General features: G+C 61.1%; 15 protein-coding genes. 6 read left to right on the top strand and 9 right to left on the bottom strand.

Annotated features, from left to right (window positions below; genetic code table 11):
- Window positions 1–60 precede the first annotated feature (60 nt).
- Window positions 61–1980, top strand: coding sequence for a TonB-dependent receptor plug domain-containing protein (locus DFR34_RS14665; RefSeq protein ID WP_110391907.1), 1920 nt, complete (start codon window positions 61–63; stop codon window positions 1978–1980).
- A 428-nt stretch (window positions 1981–2408) separates the two neighbouring features.
- Complete coding sequence (locus DFR34_RS14660) at window positions 2409–2915, top strand: tellurite resistance TerB family protein (RefSeq protein WP_110391906.1); 507 nt, start codon at window positions 2409–2411, stop codon at window positions 2913–2915.
- Between the two features lie 93 nt (window positions 2916–3008).
- Here the strand turns inward: DFR34_RS14660 and DFR34_RS14655 are convergent, their stop codons facing one another.
- Window positions 3009–4613, bottom strand: coding sequence for a methyl-accepting chemotaxis protein (locus DFR34_RS14655; protein ID WP_158281851.1), 1605 nt, complete (start codon window positions 4611–4613; stop codon window positions 3009–3011).
- Between the two features lie 475 nt (window positions 4614–5088).
- On the opposite strand from DFR34_RS14655, the gene DFR34_RS14650 reads away from it, so the two are divergent.
- Window positions 5089–6426: a ferredoxin reductase family protein gene (locus DFR34_RS14650; protein ID WP_110391904.1), complete on the top strand. Its 1338-nt coding sequence runs from the start codon at window positions 5089–5091 to the stop codon at window positions 6424–6426.
- Between the two features lie 23 nt (window positions 6427–6449).
- On the opposite strand, the gene DFR34_RS14645 is transcribed toward DFR34_RS14650, so the two are convergent.
- Window positions 6450–7790, bottom strand: a complete 1341-nt coding sequence (locus tag DFR34_RS14645) for a protoporphyrinogen/coproporphyrinogen oxidase (protein ID WP_110391903.1) — start codon at window positions 7788–7790, stop codon at window positions 6450–6452.
- Window positions 7791–8020: 230 nt separating this feature from the next.
- On the opposite strand from DFR34_RS14645, the gene DFR34_RS14640 reads away from it, so the two are divergent.
- A complete protein-coding gene (locus tag DFR34_RS14640; protein WP_158281850.1) occupies window positions 8021–9664 on the top strand; it encodes a methyl-accepting chemotaxis protein in 1644 nt (547 codons plus the stop codon).
- A 183-nt stretch (window positions 9665–9847) separates the two neighbouring features.
- Here the strand turns inward: DFR34_RS14640 and DFR34_RS14635 are convergent, their stop codons facing one another.
- From DFR34_RS14635 to DFR34_RS14615, 5 genes are read right to left on the bottom strand one after another with little or no spacing between them, the layout of a single operon-like run.
- Window positions 9848–10048, bottom strand: a complete 201-nt coding sequence (locus DFR34_RS14635; protein WP_110391901.1) for a DNA gyrase inhibitor YacG — start codon at window positions 10046–10048, stop codon at window positions 9848–9850.
- On the bottom strand, window positions 10045–10803 hold the full coding sequence (gene zapD / locus DFR34_RS14630; RefSeq protein ID WP_110391900.1) for a cell division protein ZapD: 759 nt from the start codon (window positions 10801–10803) through the stop codon (window positions 10045–10047). Before zapD ends, DFR34_RS14635 begins: the two co-directional genes overlap by 4 nt.
- A 23-nt stretch (window positions 10804–10826) precedes the next feature.
- Window positions 10827–11462, bottom strand: a complete 636-nt coding sequence (gene coaE, locus DFR34_RS14625; RefSeq protein ID WP_110391899.1) for a dephospho-CoA kinase — start codon at window positions 11460–11462, stop codon at window positions 10827–10829.
- A 13-nt stretch (window positions 11463–11475) separates the two neighbouring features.
- Window positions 11476–12252, bottom strand: a complete 777-nt coding sequence (locus tag DFR34_RS14620) for a prepilin peptidase (protein WP_110391898.1) — start codon at window positions 12250–12252, stop codon at window positions 11476–11478.
- Window positions 12249–13550 (bottom strand): HlyC/CorC family transporter, encoded by a 1302-nt coding sequence (locus DFR34_RS14615; RefSeq protein WP_245906908.1) that lies wholly within the window; start codon window positions 13548–13550, stop codon window positions 12249–12251. The genes DFR34_RS14620 and DFR34_RS14615 overlap by 4 nt, the downstream gene beginning before the upstream one ends.
- 549 nt (window positions 13551–14099) lie before the next feature.
- Here DFR34_RS14615 and DFR34_RS14610 point away from each other — a divergent pair.
- Window positions 14100–18002 carry a hypothetical protein gene (locus tag DFR34_RS14610; protein ID WP_146215165.1) on the top strand — a complete coding sequence of 1301 codons (3903 nt, stop codon included), beginning with the start codon at window positions 14100–14102 and terminating at the stop codon, window positions 18000–18002.
- Between the two features lie 23 nt (window positions 18003–18025).
- Entirely contained in the window at window positions 18026–19123 is a 1098-nt protein-coding gene (locus DFR34_RS14605) for a hypothetical protein (protein WP_146215164.1), read from the top strand.
- A gap of 225 nt (window positions 19124–19348) precedes the next feature.
- Here the strand turns inward: DFR34_RS14605 and DFR34_RS14600 are convergent, their stop codons facing one another.
- Together DFR34_RS14600 and DFR34_RS14595 are read right to left on the bottom strand one after the other, a co-directional pair.
- Window positions 19349–20842: a multicopper oxidase family protein gene (locus DFR34_RS14600; protein WP_146215163.1), complete on the bottom strand. Its 1494-nt coding sequence runs from the start codon at window positions 20840–20842 to the stop codon at window positions 19349–19351.
- A 90-nt stretch (window positions 20843–20932) separates the two neighbouring features.
- Entirely contained in the window at window positions 20933–21241 is a 309-nt protein-coding gene (locus tag DFR34_RS14595) for a hypothetical protein (RefSeq protein WP_110391893.1), read from the bottom strand.
- Window positions 21242–21462: the final 221 nt, after the last annotated feature.

Here is a 21462-nt window from a genome sequence, read left to right as displayed (position 1 = left end):
CCATTTTCATTATTTGGCCTGGCTGTTGCAACGCCAGCGCCCACGACTTCAGGAGAGCTCATGTCCTTGCCCCTCTTGCTTGCCCGCCCCGCGCCGCTATGCCTGGCGCTGGCTGGCGCTTTCGCGCTGGCGGCCCACGCCGAAGACGCCTCACTTAAGCCGGTGGTGGTCACCGCGTCCAGTTACGCCCAGCCGGTGCAAGATGTGCAGGCCAGCGTGCAGGTGCTCAGCCGCCGCGATCTGGACGCCACCGCAGGCGTCAGCCTGGTGGACAACCTCAAGCAGGCGGTCGGGGTGGACACCCGTGGCACGTCCACCAACGCCACCATCAGCATGCGCGGCATGACCAGCAGCGGCACGCTGATTCTGTACGATGGCCTGCGCCGCACCCAGAAATACGGCTCGCGCGACCTGAACCTGTTTTCCAGCGAAGATGCCGAGCAAATCGAAATCGTGCGCGGCCCGATGTCGGCGCTGTATGGCGCTGACGCCTCGGGCGGGGTGATCAACATCATCAGCAAGCAGCCCAAATATAATAGCGGTCTGCACGGCGGCGCTTCCGTGCTGTACGGACTGTCGCAGGGCAATTCGCGCGACACCGACTTGTGGAAGGGCTACGTAGAATATGGCGGCGAAAACGTCACCCACCGCTTGAGCGTGGAGCAACGCAACCGTGACGAATACCGGGTGGTGGACAGCAGCTACCGCGCCGACCTCAAAGGCAGCGACGAAACCTACGTCAATTATCATGGTGGCCTGCGCGTGGCGCCGGGCCACACCGTCAAGCTGACGCTGGAGCGCGTGCTGCAAAACGACCGCGCCCCCGATCAGTTGGCCAGCGCGCCGTTCACCCGTTTTGTGGGCTACGAGCAAGAGCGCCGCGACTACGCCGGACTGAACTACACCGGCGACATCGGCCCCGGCCAGTTGGTGGTGGATATGGCGCGTGGCCGCTCGGACGCCAAAACCACCCGCGCCTATCCGCTGATTGAAGACACCCATTACACGCAAACCCAGTTGGGCGCGCGCTATACCCTGCCGCTGGGCCAGCATATGCTGACCTTTGGCCTGGGCCGGCAAACCGACCAATTGCGCATCGCCAACAACACCTCGCGCGAAGGCGACCGCCGCAACCAGTATGGCCTGGCGCAGGGCGACTTCACCCTGCTGCCCGACCTGCACATGCTGGCGGGCGTGCGCTACGACAGCTTCAACGAATTCGGCCACGCCGCCACCCCGCGCCTGTCGCTGCAATACACCCCGTCCAACTGGCGCTTCCGCCTGGGCTACGGCGAGGCATTTCGCGCGCCCACCGTGCTGGAGCAATACGCCACCTTCCGCCGTGGCACCTTCCTGATTCTGGGCAATGACGCGCTGGTTCCGGAAGAAAGCCGCAGTGTCGAGGCCGCCATCGGCTACCAGCGTGACGATTGGAACCTGGAGCTGGCCGCCTACCGCACCCGCGCCAGCAATTTGATCACCACCGTGTCGCAAGCGCGCCAGGCCAGCGACCCCGCTGGCGTGCTCAGCCGCTCGGTGTACGCCAATGTCGGCCGCGCCACCATTGAAGGCATCGAGCTGAGCGGTCAGTGGCGCTTTTTGCCGGGCTGGTCGCTGACTGGCGGCTATGAACATATCCGCGCCCGCGACGACAGCAGCGGCCAGCGCCTGACCGGCCGTCCGGGCAGCATTGCCCGCGCCGGCCTGCGCGCAGAAGTGGGGGCCTGGCGCGCTGACCTGCAAGGGCGCTATTACTTCAATTACTACAACAGCCACAACACCCTGCGTGGGGTCAACCTGTCCAGCAACCATGGCCTGACGGATTTCAAGCTGGCGTATCAAGTCAACAAACAGATCAGCCTGGCTGCGGGCGTGGATAATCTGTTCAACCGCCAGGCCCCGGACAACTGGGGATCGATGTACGCGCTGGAAGACCCGCCCACACGGTTTTTCTATCTTAGTGGCCAATACCGCTTCTGAGCGCTGACGGCGCGCATGGCCCACGCTTGGCTGATGTGCGCCCAGGGGCCGCCACTGGCGCCCCCTGGGCGCCATCAGTCAGCAATCTGGCCGTCATCGCCGTGCAATCTCTACTCGCTAATATCTCGCCATCTCAAGTACGGCCCCTGCCCCGAAACGCGGTTTGCGAGGGTGGTTGCAGACAGCTGGCCGGGGCTTGGATGACATCAGGCGGGGAATGTCCGAACTCCCTGCACCAATTCCGGCGCGCTGCCCCCGACGATGGTGGCGTGCCACACAACGGCCCGCCCATGTGCGGGTCGTTGGCGTTTTTGTGCTGGAACCTGACAAAACACCCCATGGTCTAACGCGTTGCCTGGCCGTTGTAGGCATATGTGTGCCGCGGCCGGGCTTTTATCCCCCTGACCACACACCAAGGAGAGCACCCAATGGGCCTGTTTGACATGTTCAAGAGCGACAGCGGCGAAAAAATGACCCCGCATCTGGCCTTCGCCACCTCGCTGCTGTACATGATGTCCGCCGACGGCGAGATGGATAACGAAGAAATCGGCCATCTGCTCAGCGTGCTGGGCGGCCAGGATGACGGTCGCGGCACGATTGGCGTGGGCGCGCAAAATCAGGCGCTGCTGGATTCCGCGCTGAAATACCGCCGCAAGAACTCGGTGGAAACCTTCCTGCAGGAGGCCACCCCGCTGCTGACCGATGCGCAAAAGATGTGCATGCTGGTCAACCTGATTGATTCTTCGCTGGCCGATGGCCAGCCGGAGCCAGAAGAACAAGTGCTGTTTGGCAAATTCCTGACCGCCTTTGGCATCTCGGAAGATCGCTTCCGCCCGTTCTTTGAGGTGATCGTGCTGAAGAACGACCGCAGCGTGTTCACCAACGACCACCATCCCAAGAACCAGCCGGGCTATCAGGTCAAGCTGCCCAGCTGATGCGTGTTTGCCCGGCCGCCCACGGGTTGGCCTGGCCTGACGCTGCCCACCTTTGCCTGGCTGTGCTGGTCAGGTCGGGGTGGGCGAATTTTTTTACAGCACAAAGCGGGCCGCCGTGGCGCGCAACTCGCTGGCCAGGGTGTTGAGCTGCTGCACCTGGCTATTCACTTCTTCGACCGCCGTGTCGGACTCATCCACCATCTGGGCAATCTGCTCGACATTGTTGGCGATGCTGTTGCTGGCCTGACTTTGTTCTTGCGCGGCATTGGCCACATCCCGCATTTTGTCCACAGCCATCCTCACCTGATGACGAATCTGCCCCAGGGTGGTGGCGGCTTGCTCTGCGCGCGTTACGCTGCCACTGACCTGTTCGCGCACGCCATCCATATGGTTGGCCGCCTGTTCGGTGTCATTGAGCACGCCATGAATGGTGGCGTGAATGCTGTCGGTGGCCTGCGCGGTGCGCTCGGCCAGCTTGCGCACTTCGTCGGCCACCACAGCAAACCCTCGGCCCTGTTCGCCGGCGCGGGCGGCTTCGATGGCGGCATTCAGTGCCAGCAGATTGGTTTGGTCGGCAATGTCCTTGATGATAGTGCTGGCGTTGCGGATTTCGCGCGAGCGTTCGGCCAACTGACGGATATTGCCCGCCGCTTCGCTGACTGACTGCGCCACCTGGCGGATGTCGCTGGCGGTGTCGCCCACCAGTTGTTCACCCTCTTGAGCCAGGCTGGCGGCCTGCTGGGAAAACTGTTCGGTTTCGCGGGCATTGCCGGAAATCTGGTCGATGCTGATGGTCATTTGCTCCACTGCCGCGGCTGTCGAGGCGGCAGCCTCGGCGGTGTGGCTGGCGCTGCGGCCCAGCAAGCCCATCTGGCTGGACAGCTGTGCGGTGGACGAGGCCAGGGTGTCAGATGCCTGGCTGAAATGGCCCACCAGGCTGCGCAGACCATCCCGCATTTGCCGCATCGCACCCAATACGCTGCCTTCTACCTGTTGCCGCCCCAACTGTACTTCCCGCGACAAATCCCCACGCGCAATAAATTGGGCAATTTCTGCCGCATATTGTGGCTCGCCGCCCAATTGGCCCAGAATGGTGCGTGATAATTGCCAGGCCAATGCCGCGATCAGTACAAAAATCATTCCACCCACAGTCAGCATGGTGAAGGCGCGTTGCCAGAAAACCTGTTCAATGTCGTCCAGATATCCGCCAAAACCAATAATCCAGTTCCAGGGCTGAAATAACGATAGTGCGTATAATTTGCCGACATTGCCTTCCACGCCAGGGCGGGTGCCTTGCGAAAATAAAAAGCCGACCTCAACCCCTTGCATGGCCTGGCGATATTCATCCCCTTTCTTTTTGGCATCAGGATCCGCATGATTAACCCGCTTGGGATTGGGGTGCACAAGGTTGACATCATTGCTGTTGTCACGCATCCACAGATAACGGTCACCGTCATGCAGGCTGGCAATGGCTTGTTTGGCCAGTTTCTGGGCTTCTTCCCGGCTCAGCTTGCCGTCAGCCTCCAGCTTGTGGAAGTACGCCAAACTGGCTTTGCCCTGGCTGACCAGCGCGCCAAACTGGCTTTGCCGCTCACTGATCATATTGGCGCGCAACACCGACAAGGAAATTACCGCGATGGCCAGCATGCTGATCAGCACGGCGGCCACCAGCAGTAAAATTCTACGACGAACCGGCATGAATGTATTCTCCTCCATTTTAATGTTGTCCAGTCATGCCACATTTATGCTTCCATGGAGCAATATCTGGCAATATTCTCAATTCAGCGTGTTGCGCATGAACGGCGGATCAGGTTAATTCTGTGCTTTCTGGCAGAAAGCGGCCTGCGCCGCCATGTTGCGCCATATTGTTCTACTGAAGCGGGTCTTTATTATATCCGGCACACATTCGCGGTTTGGCTGGTGGCAAAAATTAGCAAGGTTTTATTCCTGGCTTAATAAAATGGCGTGAATTGCTGCCATGAATAGATAAGTTTTTTTGAAAGCATTGCGCCATGGCGCATCTGGCATGGATGAGCTTGGCCAAAATGGGCCGCTGGCAGCGTGCGGCTGTGTGACACTGGGTAACATAAAGTAAAACCCGGGTCGTTCTCTTGCTGGGAAGATAATTGCCGCGCTAACCTGATCGGCACAATGCATGTCAGGAGCAAGCAAGATGAAAGCAGTACATTGGATCGTGTGGGGTAGCCTGGCGCTACTCAGTGCAGCATGGTGGCTGAGCGAGCCAGCACAGCTGGCGGCGCTGCACGGGTTTTTTGCCTGGCGCGGCGTGCTCACCCAATACACCGGCGCGCTGGCCATCGGAGTCATGAGCCTGGCAGTGATGCTGGCGGTGCGCCCGCGCTGGCTGGAAGGCCCGCTGGACGGATTGGACAAGCTGTACCGACTGCACAAATGGCTGGGCATTGCCGGGCTGACGCTGGCGGTGACGCACTGGCTGCTGGCCAAGGGCCCCAAGTGGCTGGTGGGCTGGGGCTGGCTGGAACGGCCCAAGCGTGGACCGCGTCCGCCATTAGAGCCGGGCTCGCTGGAGCAGATCTTCGCCCAGCAACGTGGCCTGGCGGAAAGTGTCGGCGAATGGGCGTTTTATGCCGCTGCGGCGTTGATGATTCTTGCGCTGATCAAGTGGTTTCCCTATCGGCGCTTTATGCAAACGCATAAATGGATTGCCGTGGCCTATCTGGTGCTGGTGTTTCACTCGGTGGTGCTGGTGAAGTTCGCCTACTGGAGCCAGCCGCTCGGGCCGTTGTTGGCCGTGCTGATGGCGCTGGGCAGTGTGGCGGCGGTGATGAGCTTATTCGGCGTGCGCGCCAGCGGGCGCAAGGTGGACGGCGCCGTGGCGGCGATCCAGCCTTATCCGGCGCTGGACGCCTTGGGCGTGGAGATTGCGCTGGCGCCCGGCTGGCCTGGGCATCAGGCTGGGCAGTTTGCCTTTGTGACCTTGCATGGCGACGAAGGCGCGCACCCCTTCACCCTGGCCTCTGCCTGGGATCCTGAGCAAGCCCGTGTGCAAGTCGTGATCAAGTCGCTGGGGGACTACACCGGCGCGCTGGCGCAGCGCTTGCGGGTGGGCGACGCCGTGCAACTGGAAGGCCCGTATGGCTGCTTTACCTTTGCCGGAGAAGCACGGCGGCAAATCTGGGTGGCTGGCGGCATTGGCGTGACGCCGTTTATGGCGCGTCTGCAAGCACGAGCTGAACAGGGCGACGACCGAGAGGTGGATTTCTTTTATTGCACGGCGCAATACGAGCCGATGCTGATCGAGCCGCTGCAAGCGCTCGCCAAACAAGCTGGTGTGCGGCTGCATGTGTGGTGGAATCAACGTGACGGCCGGCTGGATGTGGCGCAGTTGCAGGCGCGCACGCCGGGCTGGCGCGAGGCGGATGTGTGGTTTTGCGGGCCGGCGGGCTTTGGTCACTCCCTGCGCGAGGGCTTATGCGGCGAAGGTTTGCCGGCAGCGCGGTTTCATCAGGAGCTGTTCGAGATGCGCTGATGATCTGGCGTGACGGCCGGCGCTCAGGCCGGCGCAGCCAGCGCCGCCCGGGCGGCGGCGGGCAGGGTCATGGCGTGGCGCAGCACCGCTTCTGGCCCCAGCCCGGCCGCCCAGTCTGCCGCCACCAGCACGCGCGCCTGCGCCAGCGTGGGTAACTCCGCGCGGGCGGCGGCCAGCGCGGCGTCCGGGTGCGGGTAGGCGTGGCGGCGGCGGTGCACATGGCGTTCCAATGGGGCGTTGAGTACGCCGAGCAGGCCGTCCAGTTCGCTGTCCAGCAACAGGCCCAACACCGCGTCGTCCAGCCCCAGCCGCTCGGCCTGGGCCATGCCGCCCAGGCGGGCGCACACCAGCACTTCGCCATCCGGCGTGCGGTGGCTGATCTGGCTGCTGATGAATTCCACGCCCAGGGCAAACGGCCGCTCGCACTGCGGATGCCAGGCGCCGCCGGCGCGCAGCCGAAACGCCATGTTTTCGCGGTGATAGACGCTGTGCACGTCGATCATCGGCGCGTAGCGCACCTCGCCCAGCCGCGCAGCGGTCTGGGCAAAGCCGGGGGCCAGTAACAGCGCGGCTTCGCGGGTGGACACCGCCAGCACCAGCAAGTCGGCTTCATAGGTTTCCATGCCGGTCACCACGCACCAGCCGCGCGGTCGGCGAATCAGCGCGCCGACATGCTGGCCCAGCCGCACGTCCACCCGCGCCGACAGAGTGTCGGTCAAGGTGTCCAACCCCTGGCGCAAGCCGTAGCCGCCCACCCCCAGCAGGCGCGCCTGCAACTGGCGCGCCAGCGCCAGCCGGCTGGCGGGCTGAATCAGGTCGGGCAGCGTCAGCGCCATGTCGGCTTGTTCTGCATCCACGCCGTATTGCAAAGCCAGCCAAGGCGCCACCAGATAGTCATTGAACCAGTCGCCCAGATGCGCGCGCACAAACGCCGCCACGCTGCCGCCCGGTTGCACGGCGCCGGGGCGCAACAGGCTGAGCGACTCCACCAGCCGACGGCGTTTGCTGCTGCGATCCACTCGCCGGCTGAGCAGCCAGTTCAGCGGTGACTCCAGCCAGGGTTGATACGCTCCCTGATGCAGCACCCAGCGCCGGCTGGCGTAGGGCGTGGCCGGGTGCAGCGCCGGGCCCAGGCCCAACTGCTCCAGCCAGGCCAGCAGCGCGGCGTCCAGTTGCAGCACGCTGGGGGTGTATTCAAACAGGCAAGCGCCTTCGCGTTTGGACAAGGCCGGGCCGCCGGGGCGTTTGCCAGACTCGAACACCCGACAGGCGAAGCCGGCGGCGTCCAGATGCCAGGCGGCGGCAAGGCCGGCCAGGCCGCCGCCAATGACGGCCACGCGGGGCGGATGAGATCGGGCTGTCATGGCGAGAAACGTCTCCTCAGGGTTCGTGCATCGGGGTATTTGATCAATTATTGCAATGCAGCATGCGCATGGCAAGCCAGTGACGACCTCCTGGCCTGGCAAATGTCCGTTTGATGAAGTTTCATGAAAACGCAATTTTCTTGCGATGTGAATCCCCTATGATGTACGGCGGCCACGCCGTGGAAATTTCCTTATGGCGGGCGTTTTGTCCATTATCTCAAGGACCTGTCATGTCGCTGCTTGCTCTGTTGTCCCTGCGCACCCGCTTGTTGCTGCTGTTTGCCGTCACCCTGGCCGTGTTGCTGCTGACCGCCGCCGCCGGCATGCTGGGCGTGCACCGTCAGTCGCAGCTGGCCAGCGAGCTGGCGCAACGCGATCTGGGCCTGAGTGTGGCCTTGCAGGCGGCGCACACCCGCTTGTCCAATATGCGCCGTTTTGAAAAGGACATGCTGATTCAACGCCGCGAAGTGGCCAAGGTTGACGACTACTTTGCCAAATGGCAAGCCGAACAGCAGGCCTTGCAGGCTTCGCTGGCGCGCGCCACGGCACTGGCCGATGGCGAGCAGCGTACCCGGCTGGACGCCATCGGCCAGCAACTGACCCAGGGATATGCGCCGGTGATTGCCGCCGTGCACCAGCGCTTGCGCATGGGAGAATTTGATTCTGCCGCCGCTGCCAACGAGGCGCTGAACCCTGGCAAAGTTGCGGCGCACCAGGCCGAGACGCTGTTCAGCGCTGCCGAGCATGCTGTCGATGCCCACATGGCCGGCATGGCTGGCCAGTTTGCCAGTGTGCGCGACAGCGTGATGCAAGGCTTGCTGGCTTTGCTGGGCGGCGCGCTGCTGGTGTTGCTGGTGCTGTTCTGGCTGGCGGATCGCTCGATTCGTCAGCCCTTGCAGCAGTTGCGCGCCGATATGCGCAACATCGCCCAATCCCTGCGACTGAACCAGCCGGTCAGCGCACAGGGTCGCGACGAAGTCGCCGATGCCGCGCGGGCATTCAACCAGTTACTGGACGCCATGCGCGGCGCCTTGCTGGCCGTGCGCAATAACGCAGGTCAATTGGGTGACAGCGCCCGTCAGCTGAATCAGGCGGCTGATGCATCGTTGGTCAGCAGTCGCACCCAGATGGGCCACGCCACTGGCGTGGCCGAGGCGGTGGAGCAAATCAGCCAGGGCATGGCGCGGATTTCCGAGCGGGCTGGTGCGGTGCAAAACCTGGCCGATCAGACTGCGCGCATTGCTGGCCAAGGGGTCAGCATGGCCAGCCGCACCGCAGAGGGTCTGGGCGAGTTGCAAGCGCGCTTGCAAGAGAGCGTGGTAGGGGTTACCCGGCTGAATCAGCGGGTGGCAGACATTGGCGAGGTGGTTACCCGTATCCGTGAAGTGGCCGATCAAACCAATCTCTTGGCGCTGAACGCCGCCATTGAGGCCGCCCGAGCCGGCGAGCAGGGACGCGGTTTTGCCGTGGTGGCCGACGAAGTGCGCCAATTGGCGGAAAACACCGCACAAGCCACGGCGGCCATCACCCGTCATATTGCCGACATCCAGGGCGACACCCGGCAGACCGTGGCCGATATTCATCAACTGGCCGGTCAGGTCAGTGCCGAAATGGACGAAGCGCACGCCTTTGTCAGCCAACTGCACACCCTGCGCGAGCAGGCCGAGCATGCTCACCAACAGGTGGCCAGCATGGCGGGAGACACCGCCGAGCAACGCCAGGCCGGCGAGCATGCCAGTGCCCAGGTTGGCCATCTGGCTGGATTGTCGCGGGCGGCGGGTGACACCGCCGCCTCGGTGGCACAACTGGGGGATGGGCTGACGCAGGTTGCCGGGCAGCTGGATCAGGCCATCGGCCGGTTTCAGCTGGGCTGAGTGTGGCAGGTATGCGGCCAGGTGATGGGGGCCAGACTTGAGGAGCAGGGCGTGCTGCGGGGTTGGTTGGAAGCCGCTGACCAACGTCAGCGCAGCGGCTATGGCCAGACGCGCGGCTGCAGACAGTACAAGCCGTACGGTAAGGCCGTGCAATGATGCCAGGTGTGTTTTTGTTCGCCGCGCTTAGCTGCGCTCGTCGCGCTGGGCGTCGCCATCCGGGCCATGTTCCGCCGGAATGCGGTAGCCCTCATTCGCCCACTGACCGAGGTCAACCAGCTTGCAACGCTCGCTACAAAATGGCCGGAAGCGGTTTTCTGTGGTCCAGCGCACCGGGCGGCGGCACTGCGGGCAGGCCACCACGGGGGCGGTATCGGGATGGCTCATAGCTTGCAAAAGGCCAGGGTGAAGGGGATGTCGTCGGTCGAGGCGCGCGAGCGGGCGCTGTGCGTGGTGGGCTCGATAAAGCGCACATTGACCGCGTATTTATTGGCCGACACCTCAGGCGCCACGCCCAGCTTGCGATCAATGCTGACGCGGATCAAGTGCACCACCTTGCCGCCGGACATTTGCTGGAACGCACCCTGGCGGGCAGTGAAGGCGTTGCTCTTGCCGCTATCGCGCAGCAGTTTCAACAGCACTGCCACCGCATCGCGGGTGGCCAGCAGCGGCGCGGCCCAGCGTTGCAGATCGGCGCGGCGTGCCTCAGCTGGCAGGTTTTGCCAATAATAATAAGACGGTAGATCAAACTGGCAGGCGCCGCCGGCAATGGCCATGCGCTGCTTGATGTTCATCAGCCATTCATTGTCACGCAGCTCATGGCCAAATTTGCCGGTGTATTCCAGCTGGCGGCTCATGGCCGATTCGATCTCACCCAATACTTCGTCCAGCGCGTGTTCGGCGATGGCGGGATTGTCGCGCAGCGCCTCCAGCGCAAAGCGCTGGCGCTCCAGATCCTGGATCAACTCGGATTTGAGGTCGCCGCGCGCGCCCAGCTCGGCCATGTCGAACAGCGTTTGCAGGGCGACATGGTGCTCGTCGGCGCCGTCGGCGTCGCTGAAGTGGGTCAGCCGACGAAACAGCTCCTCCAGCCGCAGCAGGATGCGCACACGTTCGACAATGGGAAATTCAAAGCTGATCACAAGGCCACGGCAACAGGTTGGAGTTAGTCGGCAAGCGCCTGATGCGCCAAGCCGAGATAATAGCTGTGTTTGACGTCCACTTGAAGCCCAAGCGCGGCAAAATCCCCGGAATTGTCAATAATATCGTCAGCATGTGTCAGCCTGGCCTCACGGCTGGCCTGACTGGCCAGAATGGCGTCGATTTGCGCCTCTGGCAGGCCATTGCGTGCGCGCACCCGCTGGCGCTGGGTCTCTACCGGGCAGTCCACCACCAGCACCCGGTCGGCCAATGGCAGATAGGTTCCGGTTTCCACCAAGAGCGGCACCACCAGCACCAGATAATCCCCCGGACATGTCGCCAGCTCGGCCTCGGTCTGCGCGCGGATCATCGGGTGCAAAATAGCCTCCAGTTGCTGGCGCGCCTGTGGGTCGGCAAACACCCGTGCGCGCATGGCGGCGCGGTCCATGGCGCCGTCGGCCTGAACAATCTCAGGCCCAAACACCGCCGCCAGCGCTGGCATAGCCGCCCCACCCGGCGCAGTCAGCGCGTGCGCCACCCGGTCGGTGTCCACCACGCCGGCGCCCAGCGCCGCCAGCCGCTCGGCCACCGCGCTTTTGCCGCTGCCGATGCCGCCGGTCAGCGCCAGCACCCAGCGCGGGCCGTTTGCCGTACTGATCATGATAACGCTCCTGTCATAATAGTGTAACCCCAGGCCACAACCAGCCCGCCAGCCCAGCTGCCGCCAGCCATGGCCCAAACGCCAGCGCGCGCTGGCGGGTGAATAGCGCCCAGATCAGCCCGCCCAGCGCCGCCAGGGTGAGAATCTGTGGCAACGCCCACAGCCCCAGCCAGGCGCCCAGCGCCGCCAGCAGTTTGGCGTCGCCGCCGCCCAGGCCGTGGCGGCGGCGCAAGACCAGGTGGATGGCGTTCAGCCCGGCCAGCAGGCCATAGCCCAGCGCCGCCGCCCAGACATGCTCGGACAGCGCTGCCGGGGCGCGCAGGCTGGTGTACAGCAGGCCGGCCCACAGCAGGGGCAGGGTCAGCGCGTCGGGCAACCACAGGCTGCGCGCATCCAGCCAGGCCAGCGCCAGCAGGGTGAAGGCAAACAGCAGGCCGGCGGCCAGGCCAAGGCCATCAGCGCCGTGGCGCCAGCCCAGCAGCAGCGCCAAGGCGGCGCCGGTCAGCTCAAGCATAGTGTCGCCCATGCCCAGCGGCGCCTGGCAGTGTCGGCAGCGGCCACGTTGCGCCAACCAGCTCAACACCGGGATCAGTTCGTATATGCGCAGCCGAGTGTGGCAATGCGGGCAGTGCGACGGCGGCCGGCACAGCCGCGCCAGCAAATCTGTCGCCGTGGGGGCCGGGCTGTCCGCCAGCGCTGCCGGCCAGCGCGCCGCCAGCACGCCAACAAAGCTGGCCAGCGCCAGGCCAATCGCCAGCAGCGCCGGCCACGGCAGCGCCAGGTCGCTCATGCCGGCGGGGTGATGCGCACGCGCTTGACGCCGCGCGCCTGGGTTTGCAGCACCTCAAACACGCAGCCGGACAGGCGAAAGCAGGTGCCCGGCTCGGGGATGTCCTGAAAATATTCCACAATCAGGCCGTTGACGGTTTTCGGGCCGTCCAGCGGAAAATTCACCTGCAATAGCTTGACCAGATCGCGTACATTCATGCCGCCATCCACCAGCACGCTGCCATCGCTTTGCCGCTGCGCCAGCCGGCTATGCCCCGGCGCTTGCGTGGTGAATTCGCCCACTACTTGTTCCAGGATGTCTTCCAGCGTGGTCAGCCCCATCATCTCGCCGTACTCATCCACCACCATGGCGATACGGCGCTGGTTTTCCTGAAAATTCTGCAATTGGGTGAACAGCGGCGTGCCGGCCGGCACAAAGTAAGGCGGCCGCACAATGCTGAGCAGCCGCTCGACGGTGATGTCTTCGGTGGCCAAGTGCAGCACCTTGCGCACATGCAGAAAGCCCACCACATTGTCGTAGCCGCCGCGATAAACCGGCAGGCGAGTGTGCTGGCTGGTCATCAGCTGTTCGCGGATATGCTCGATGGGCGCGTCCAGGTCGATCATTTCCAGCTGGCGGCGCGGAATCATCACATCGTCTACGGTGAAGTTTTCCAGCTCAAACAGGTTCAGCAGCATGCTGCGGTGTTTTTTCTCGATGAACTGGCCAGACTCCAGCACCAGCACGCGCAGTTCTTCCGGGGTCAGCAGGGTGGTTTCCGGCTGCGGCTGCACGCGCAGCAGGCGGATGGCGGCTTTGACAAACAGATTGACGAACCACACCACCGGGTAAAACAGCTTGAGCAGCGCGGTCAGCGGGTAGCTGGCCCAGTTGGCCACTGCATCCGGGCGGGTGGCGGCAATCACCTTGGGCGTGGCTTCTGACACGATCAGGATGGCAAAAGTGACCGCCACCGTGGCCAGGCCCAGCGCGGCCTCGTTCTGGCCGAACAGGCGAAAAGTGATGACGGTGGCCAGCGAGGCCGACGCCGAATTGACAAAATTATTGCCCAGCAGAATCACGCCCAGCAGCTTGTCGGTTTGCCCCAACAGCCGCAGCGCCAGCCGCGCGCCGGTGTGGCCTTGCGCCGCCCGGTTTTTCAGCCGGTAGCGGTTGACCGCCATCATGCCGGTTTCCGACATGGAAAAAAACGCCGAGATCAGCAACAGCGCCACCAGCGCCGCCACCAGCAGGGATAAGGGAATGTCGTCCAAGGCGTCGCGCCCCCGAAAATCAAGACACGCGCAGTATGCCAGCATGGCGGCGGTTTGTGCGGATGGGCGTGTTGAGTGTCCAGCCTGCGTGCGGCTTGGGGCAGGCGGGCGGCAGCCCCATGACCGCTCACTTCATCCTCTTTGCCGTATTGGGGGTTGTGTTGTGCGCTTTTGCGCCACGATGCCAATTTTTATGCGGTGCTGTAATGGGTTATTCTATTTGTGTAAATCAAGAGGGGCTGATTTTGTTGGGGCGTGATGTTGAAAAATAGTCCGGATCGATATGGGTAATATGGTTTTTACACGTGTAGGGAGGATTTTTATCGGAAAATTAAAGAGGAGGGGAATAAATTCCCTCATGCGGGTGTGAAAAAAATGCGACAGTGATGTGTTTTATATCTCTATGTTATTGATTGGTTTTTTCTGTGCATTGGTAATTCTACTGGCATTTCTTGCTGGGGTGTGTGTTGACGTGGGTTCTGGATGGATGGCAATTTCTTTGCGTTGATTGCATGTCTTGTCATGACGCGCGGCACAGGTGGGCGGCATGGCTGGATTTATCCAAAAACCGTTTTTGTCGAGCCTGTTTACATCATGTCCGAAAGCAAAGAACCTGTTGTTCTCTCCAATGCGCCAGCTACCCTGACCAGCGCCAAGCCTCGCAGCATGAAAGGGCGGGCGCTGGATAAAAAAGGCGAGCCGATCAAGGGTGCGTCATTCATCATCTACGCGGGCAAACCGGTGGAGGGCTACAAAAATCTGCCTATTCATCCGGTTGTCGCAGGCAAGACGGATGCCACCGGCAACTTCAGCATATCGGTGCCTGCTGAATCCTATAAATTTGCCTATGCCACGCTGAGCATTGCGCCGGACAGCAAGCTGGAGATCGTGCTGGTTGATGGTGTGCTGCCAGAGTTCACCCTGCTGGTGCTGGACGTTGCCCAGGCCGACATCGTGCCCGAGCATGATGGCTGCGGCTGCCAGGATAAACCTGGCCGCCTGCCCGAGATGGAAGACCTGCTCAGCCCGGACAGCATTTACCAGCAAGACATCGGCGGCAGCTGCGTCAACTTCACCACGCCTAACCGGGCGCTGGAAGAATTTGCTTTCACCACCGTGGTGCGCACCACCGACCCGGAAATCATGAACGCGCCAGGTTATCTGGGCAATCTTGGTTTACGCATTCGCACGCTGCAAAAAGCCATCGAGGACGCCAAAAAGCCCAAGCCAAAAGTTGAGCCAGAACCCGAGATCAAAACCTCGGTATGGCTGTCTGGCTTGGCTGAAATCAAAGCCAATTTGTCGAATTACAATACCGTGCCGACTTTTGTGGCTCGGCTGAGCTATTGGAGCAAGCAAAGCAAAGTCTCTTCTGGATGGACATTTGGCAATCAAATTACAGATGTTGAAACCCGGTTACGGCTCAATCAAAACACCTCCATCGCCAACGAGCTGGAAGGACTGATCAAAACCGAAAAAGCCCGCCTGGAAGCACAGGGCAAGCCTACTGCCTCGACATTGCAGGCCTTGCCGGTGTCGCCAGCCAGTGATACGCGACAATTGCTTGATCTGGAGTGGATGAGCCGTGAGCTGGCCAGGCTGGAGGCCGAGCGCGCTTATGTCACCGCTCAGCAAAATCAGCTGATGAAACGCCGTACGGTCAGCATGGCCAATCCGATCCAGTGGGATTCGCCCTTGCCATTGGTGCAATCGGCCTCTATCTGCCACGGACATATTCTCAATTTTCGCCAAGTGTGGCGCGCCGATGGCTACAGCATGGGGGATTTGCTGTATTCACTGCCGCTGGCGCCAGGGCAAAAAAAGCAGATCGTCATCCATGACTGGGAGCGTCGGGAAACCGCCAGCCGCTCGGAAAACCAGCTGGCTGAAGACAGCCTGAGCAATACCCTGACACAGGATCGTGACATCAACGACATTGTGGATGCCACCCTTCATGAAATGTCAGAAGGCCATAGCAAAGTCAAAACCAAAGGCTCTGCTGCTGGCTTTGGCATGGGCTCACAAACTGCCGTGGATGCCCCGATTGACCCCAAAATCAGCATCAGCGCAAAAGTGGGGTATTCCGGTGGCCTGAGTGCCTCGCGAGGGCAGTCGGAATCCTGGGCCAGTCAATCTTCCTCGCGCGATATTTCTTCCAGCGCCTTGCAAAGCATCCGCGATAAAACCACCCAGCACGCCTCTGCCATTCGCTCGCAACGCACCACCGTCGTCACCAGCATGTCGCAATCGGAGACCACGACTGTGCAGTCGGAGTCGGTGGCCAATTACAACCACTGTCACGCCATCACCATCGAGTATTTTGAAGTTCTGCGTCATCTGGCGGTGCATACTGAGCTGGTTGATGTGCAGGAATGTTTGTTCATCCCGTTGACGCTGAGCTTTTTTGACGATGCCAAGGTAATCCGCTGGGCTGATTTGCTGCGTTATGCCTTGCGTGCCCCGCGTAGCCAATATGCCCGGTTGGTGCGTGGTTTTGATGCCTTGCGCCGTTATTATGATGTCAATGCGTTGGGCAAATCGCAGGCCGACGTATATTACAATGTGCCGGCTGGCCGCTATTGTGATGAGCCAGTATTGGAGATTGCGGGGCAATTTACCCTGACCGTGCATTTTGCCTGCCCGAAGAAAATCCAGAAACCCATGGATGATCAGCACGCCCAAGTGCTGAGTAAAATTGGCGACAGTTGGTTTGGCCAGCCGGGTGTAGCGGCCGCGCTGGGCCAAGCGCACGAAGATTGGCTGCGCGACCTATTGATTGACCAGCAAGCAGATCAGCAAAACTGGCAAAACCGGCTGGGCTTTATCAAAGAAATCGAAGATATCCGCCTCAAGGTGAATAAAGCGCCCGATGCCCAGCGTGAACTGGTGTTCCAGATCGAGCTGGCCCGCGTAAACGCGGTGGGGCAATTTGCCAAATGCCTGCGCCTGCGCATGACCACTGGCGCCACCGTCAACCTGGATGCTCGCATCACCCTGACCCGCGCAGGTGACAACAAACGCGCCAAAATGAGCGGCAGCGTGCCGGCATTTGACTTTGCCTTCCGTTCCATCAGCGGCCGCTTGGCCGTGCAGCGTGATGATATTCTGCACTTTGGCCTGGCATTGGAATGGGCCAATCTGCCTGAAGGGTCGGTTGTCAATCTGGAGCGCCTGAGCGCCCAGTATGAATCCCGTTACGTCAATACCCGTCTGCTGCTGGCCGCACCCAATGATGACCTGTGCGCCGGCGCTTCAATGAGCCCAACGCCCATGCAGGATTTTGAGCTGGTAAGCCCACGCCAGGAAGATTTGCAACTGCGCGGTGAGCTGCTCGACCATCTCAACACCAATATGGAGTACTACCACAAAGCCATCTGGGCGCAGATGGACCCCGACCGGCGCCTGCTGCTGCTGGAAGGCTTTGATATCGAAGTCCCCACCGAAAACCCCAATTACACGCCAGGCGGCGCCGAGCCGCGCTTGCTCTCCCCGACGCCGCGCCGCAGTGTGGCCTCCGTGGTGGAAAACCGGCTGATCGGCATTGTCGGCAACACCCTGGTGATGCCGGTGGCCAAGGGCCTGAACCTGGATCCGGTCTACCGCTTTGCCAGCGATAGCATCGAAGTGGATGGCAAACCAGTGTCGCGCCTGATGGCGCACTACATGCCGGAAAAAGGCTTCCGCGACACACCGTTCCGCATCAGTCTGCCCACCAAAGGCGTATTTGCCGAAGCCGTCATGGGCGCGTGCAACAGCTGCGAGAAAATCGACAACAGCCGCTTCTGGAAATGGGAGGAACACCCGATTCCGGACAACCCGACCGCCATCGAACCGGTCAGCACCGACAGCCGCCGCGCCGAGCCCGCCAATCTGCAAGCTGCCCAGTTGGCGCAATCGCTGTTGAGCCAGCAAGAAGGCAAAACCCTACCCGACCCCACCGGCCTGGCCAACGCCCTGGCCCTGCTGGGCAAGAGCGATCTGTTCAATGACATCACCGGCCTGGCCGGCAATCAGACCAACGCCCTGGAAGCGCTCAAAACCAATACCGAAGCCGCCAAACACTACGCCGACCTGGCCGCCGACCTGGCCAAAACCGCCCAAGTCACCAAGCACGGCGACGACTTTGCCAACTCGGTCCGCTCCAACATCACCGACCCGAAAAAGCAGCAAGAAATCCTGGAGCAATATTACAAGGCGGCAGGATCGGCTTCACAGGGCACTGCTGCTGATAATGTATTGAGCGATGTGGCCAAGGATCTTCTCTCAAGTGTGAGTCATGCCGATAAAGGCAAGGCAAAGGTTCAATTACCCGATGGCACCTCTGTAGAAACAGAACATGAGCGGCTAGGAGAGGTTGAGGTTGAGCCTGTTGTCGTCAATGGAGAGGATTCGGGAAGTGAGTTTTTACCGGCAGTCGGGTGGTCGGAGATTGGACGTGAGCCAAGCTCTTTTGCAAGCGCGGATATTCCTGAGTCTTTTGATCGTGGTTATGTATAAAACAACATGGTATAAGGTGTGATATGGGAAGCCCTCTTAGCCCTGATGAACGTACTGATATTGCTGGCCTTATTAAAGGGTTTCAAATTTCAGATGTTGCGAACGTATATTTTGATGCGGTAAATAGCATTTTGGATGAATTTAAAGATCTGGAGGAAAAATTAGAAGAAGATGCTAAGGATTTTCGTGAGTTAATGATTGATTCCGCCGTCTGTTTTTTGCCATTTAGTCCTTTTTTAAAAGTGGTGATGTCAGGGTTGGGAACGAGTGTGGTTAAGAAACTTGGGGGTATGGATTTTACTAGAACTGCTATCGCTGATGGGGCAAAAGAGTTGGTTAAGGCGCTTATGGCAGAGAAGATTTTTACGGTAGAAGAAAAAGAGGAGTGGGCGGCATTAGAAAAGGTCGCGACAGAAATGAAGGAGGGGATGCGTAAACGAATGTTTGCGCTGTACCAGTTTGTTGACAAATATACTGATGGCAAAAATCATGATGTAAATGCCAATGTAAAGATGTTGCCAGACTCTGTTTTGATTGCGATATACTATAAGTATCATGTTGATAATTATAGCCTGCTTTCCGTGAGGCGTATGATTTGCGAGCAGTTTAAGGTTGTAAAGTATTTTCTTGTTGCGCCTTGGAAAGGAAGGGCGGCTGTACGTAAAGATTCTGGGTTGCCTGAAAAGCTACCATCGCTCTCCTCTCCTACTAGATTACTTGCCGAATGGAGTCTGTATTTATTTGAGTTTCAGCCTGATGCAAAACATAGATATTTTCTTCCCGTGATGAAGGTCTCTTATTTTGAGGTCAATCCGCATCGTTCTGAGGGGGATGGTCGGTATAAAAATACTCGTAATGTGTTCACCGTGGTGCCTCCATTTATTTTGATTCGAGCTATACGAAAAGGGCTGAGTGTTGGCATCGTGACGGTGTGCTCTTCAAGTAAAATGCCTGTGGAGGATCTGGTTAAGTGTGGTATTTTAGGGGGCGATAAACGTATTGCTAAAAAATATGCTTATAGTCTTGTTAGGATGAGGGGTTTTCTTGTTGATAGTGCAGATAAATTTGAGATTGTTAATATGTCGCTCCCTTCGGAAGTTGACTGGGTGAGTGACTATTGAATGATTTTTGGTGGTGCGTTGGAGGGCGCCCCCAAACAAGAGCAACAGCGTGAATGTTTGCCCGCGCCTCGTAACTCTATTGTCGCCGTCCAATCTGTTATGGGTCAATCAGACAAAGTCCCAGGATTGCGTTCACGCTGCGGGTTTTCATGATCAGCACCCGCACTCATCACCATCAGCGAAGCCGCTTTGCGGCTTCGCTCTCCATCTCCCCCTGCCTTTCCGCTACCCCACCACCCGCAGCGTAGCCATCATCCCCTGGTCTTCGTGTTCCAGAATATGGCAGTGGAACAGCCGGTCGCCGGGCTGGCGTTGCACAAAGCGCAGCGCCAGCGATTCGTCCGGCTTCAGGTTGACCACGTCGCGCCAGGCGCGCAGGGTTTCCGGCGCGCGCGGGTGTTGGGCGCTGGCTTGCCGCCATTGCACCTGAAACGCCGCACCGTGCAGGTGGAAGGGGTGGTCCATGTCTGAGCGGTTGTGCACCGTCCATTCTTCCACTTCGCCCACCTTGCCGGTGAAATCGGCGCGGTTCATGTCGTCGTAGCGGCGGTCGTTGATCAAAAAGGCCATCTGGTGTTTGCCGCCTTCCATCGACATGGTTTCGCTCAGCACCACCTCGCGGCGCACGGCCGGCGCCGGCAGCGGGGCGATGTCGGCCAGGCGGCGCGGCAGCGGCGGGCGCGCCTGGGCGGCGGTGCGCTGGTAATGCACGCTCAGGATGGGCTCGGGCCGGCTTTGCTCGGCACTGACCATCTTGCCACGCACATAGGGCAGCGATTGCAACACCGCCCGGCTGCCCGGCGCGCCATCCAGCGCCACCAGCACATCGGCGCGCTCGCCTGGCACCAGCAAGAGTTGTTTGACCGGCGCTTGCACCTGCTCCAGCCAGCCGCCATCGGCGCCGATTTGCCGCCAGAGATGGCCGGGCAGGCTCAGGTGCAGGTAGCGGGCGGCGCAGGCGTTGATCAGGCGCAGGCGCAGCCAGCCGCCAGCGCGCACGCTCAGCACCGGCTGGTATTGGCCGTTGACCAGCAGCAGGTCGCCTTCGCGGCCGTCCATCCAGTCGGCGTCGCTGTGCGGGGCAATGCGTCCGTCGGCCAGCAGGCGCTGGTCGGTGATCATCAGCACGCGCTCGTCGATGCCGTCGGCAGGCAGCGGCGAGCGCCCGCCGCGCACGCGAATCGGCCCGGCCAGGCCCATGGCCACCTGAAAGGCAGTGCGGCCGTGCGGGTGTGGGTGATACCAGAACAGGCCGTCCACCTCGGGCACGGTAAAGCGATAGGCGCGGCGCTGGCCGGCCTCCACCGCGTCGCGCGGGTGGCCGTCTTCGCTGGCTGGCACTTCCAGCCCATGCCAGTGGATATTGCTGGCTTCGGGCAGGGCGTTGACCAGGGTCATGTCCACCGCCTCGCCCGCGCGCCATTCCAGCAGCGGGCCCAGCGCCGCGCCGTTATAGCCCCAGCTGGGGGTGTTCAGCCCGCCGCCCCAGTGCAGCAGGCCGGGCGCAGCGCGCAATTCGCCGCGCGCGCCCAGCGTGGGCCAGGCGGCCAGCGGCGCGCCGCCCGGCGGACGCGGCGACGCGCCGGCAGCCGGCGCCGCCGGCATGGCGTGGCCCATGGCGGCGTGGTCCATCGTGGAATCGACCGCGCCTTGGGCGCGGGCTAATAGTGGGAAAAACGGGGCCGCCAGGCAGGCGGTCAATACGGTGCGGCGATGCATCAGACGTGCTCCGATCAGAAAGCGGTTGGCGACCAAAAGCCGCAACGCCACATTGCCTACAAATCAGCCTGTGGCGCGCGCATGGGAGGCTTATTTCATGCCCGGCATCATCATCATCTTGTGCTCAGGCTGCATGCCTTGCGGCGGGCAGGACGGGCAGTGTGGCATCCCGTGTTGTGGCATGGATGAGTGCTGAGGGGAGGAAATCGCGGCTGGGCTGTTGACCGCGCTGGATGCTTGGCGTTCCCGCATCTCGCGCACGCGGTCCAGGCCGCCATCCGCCATGACCATGGCCGGCGTCAGCAAGGCGGCCAGCAACAGGATTCGGGTGTTTTTCAGGAGGGGCAGCAGCATGATCTTGACCTTTTCAGAATGTTTCCGCAGAAACGTGTTGAACATGGTGAGATGATGCCTGCCGCCCCTGGTCACAGAGCTGACCCGCGCATGACAATTCTGTCATGCATGGTGGGGGCAAGGCGCGCGCCGCAAACAGGCATGGCGGCGCGGGGTTGGCGGGGTGGGGTTTAGAGCCTGTTCTGAACTATCCCATAGCGGTAAAATCCAAGCCCCATGGAAAACCGCAAACCTTACCCATCCGATGTCAGCGACGAAGAATGGGC

The organism is Rivihabitans pingtungensis, from assembly GCF_003201855.1.
GTDB lineage: Bacteria > Pseudomonadota > Gammaproteobacteria > Burkholderiales > Aquaspirillaceae > Rivihabitans > Rivihabitans pingtungensis.
This window is presented reverse-complemented; position numbering and strand designations above follow the sequence as displayed.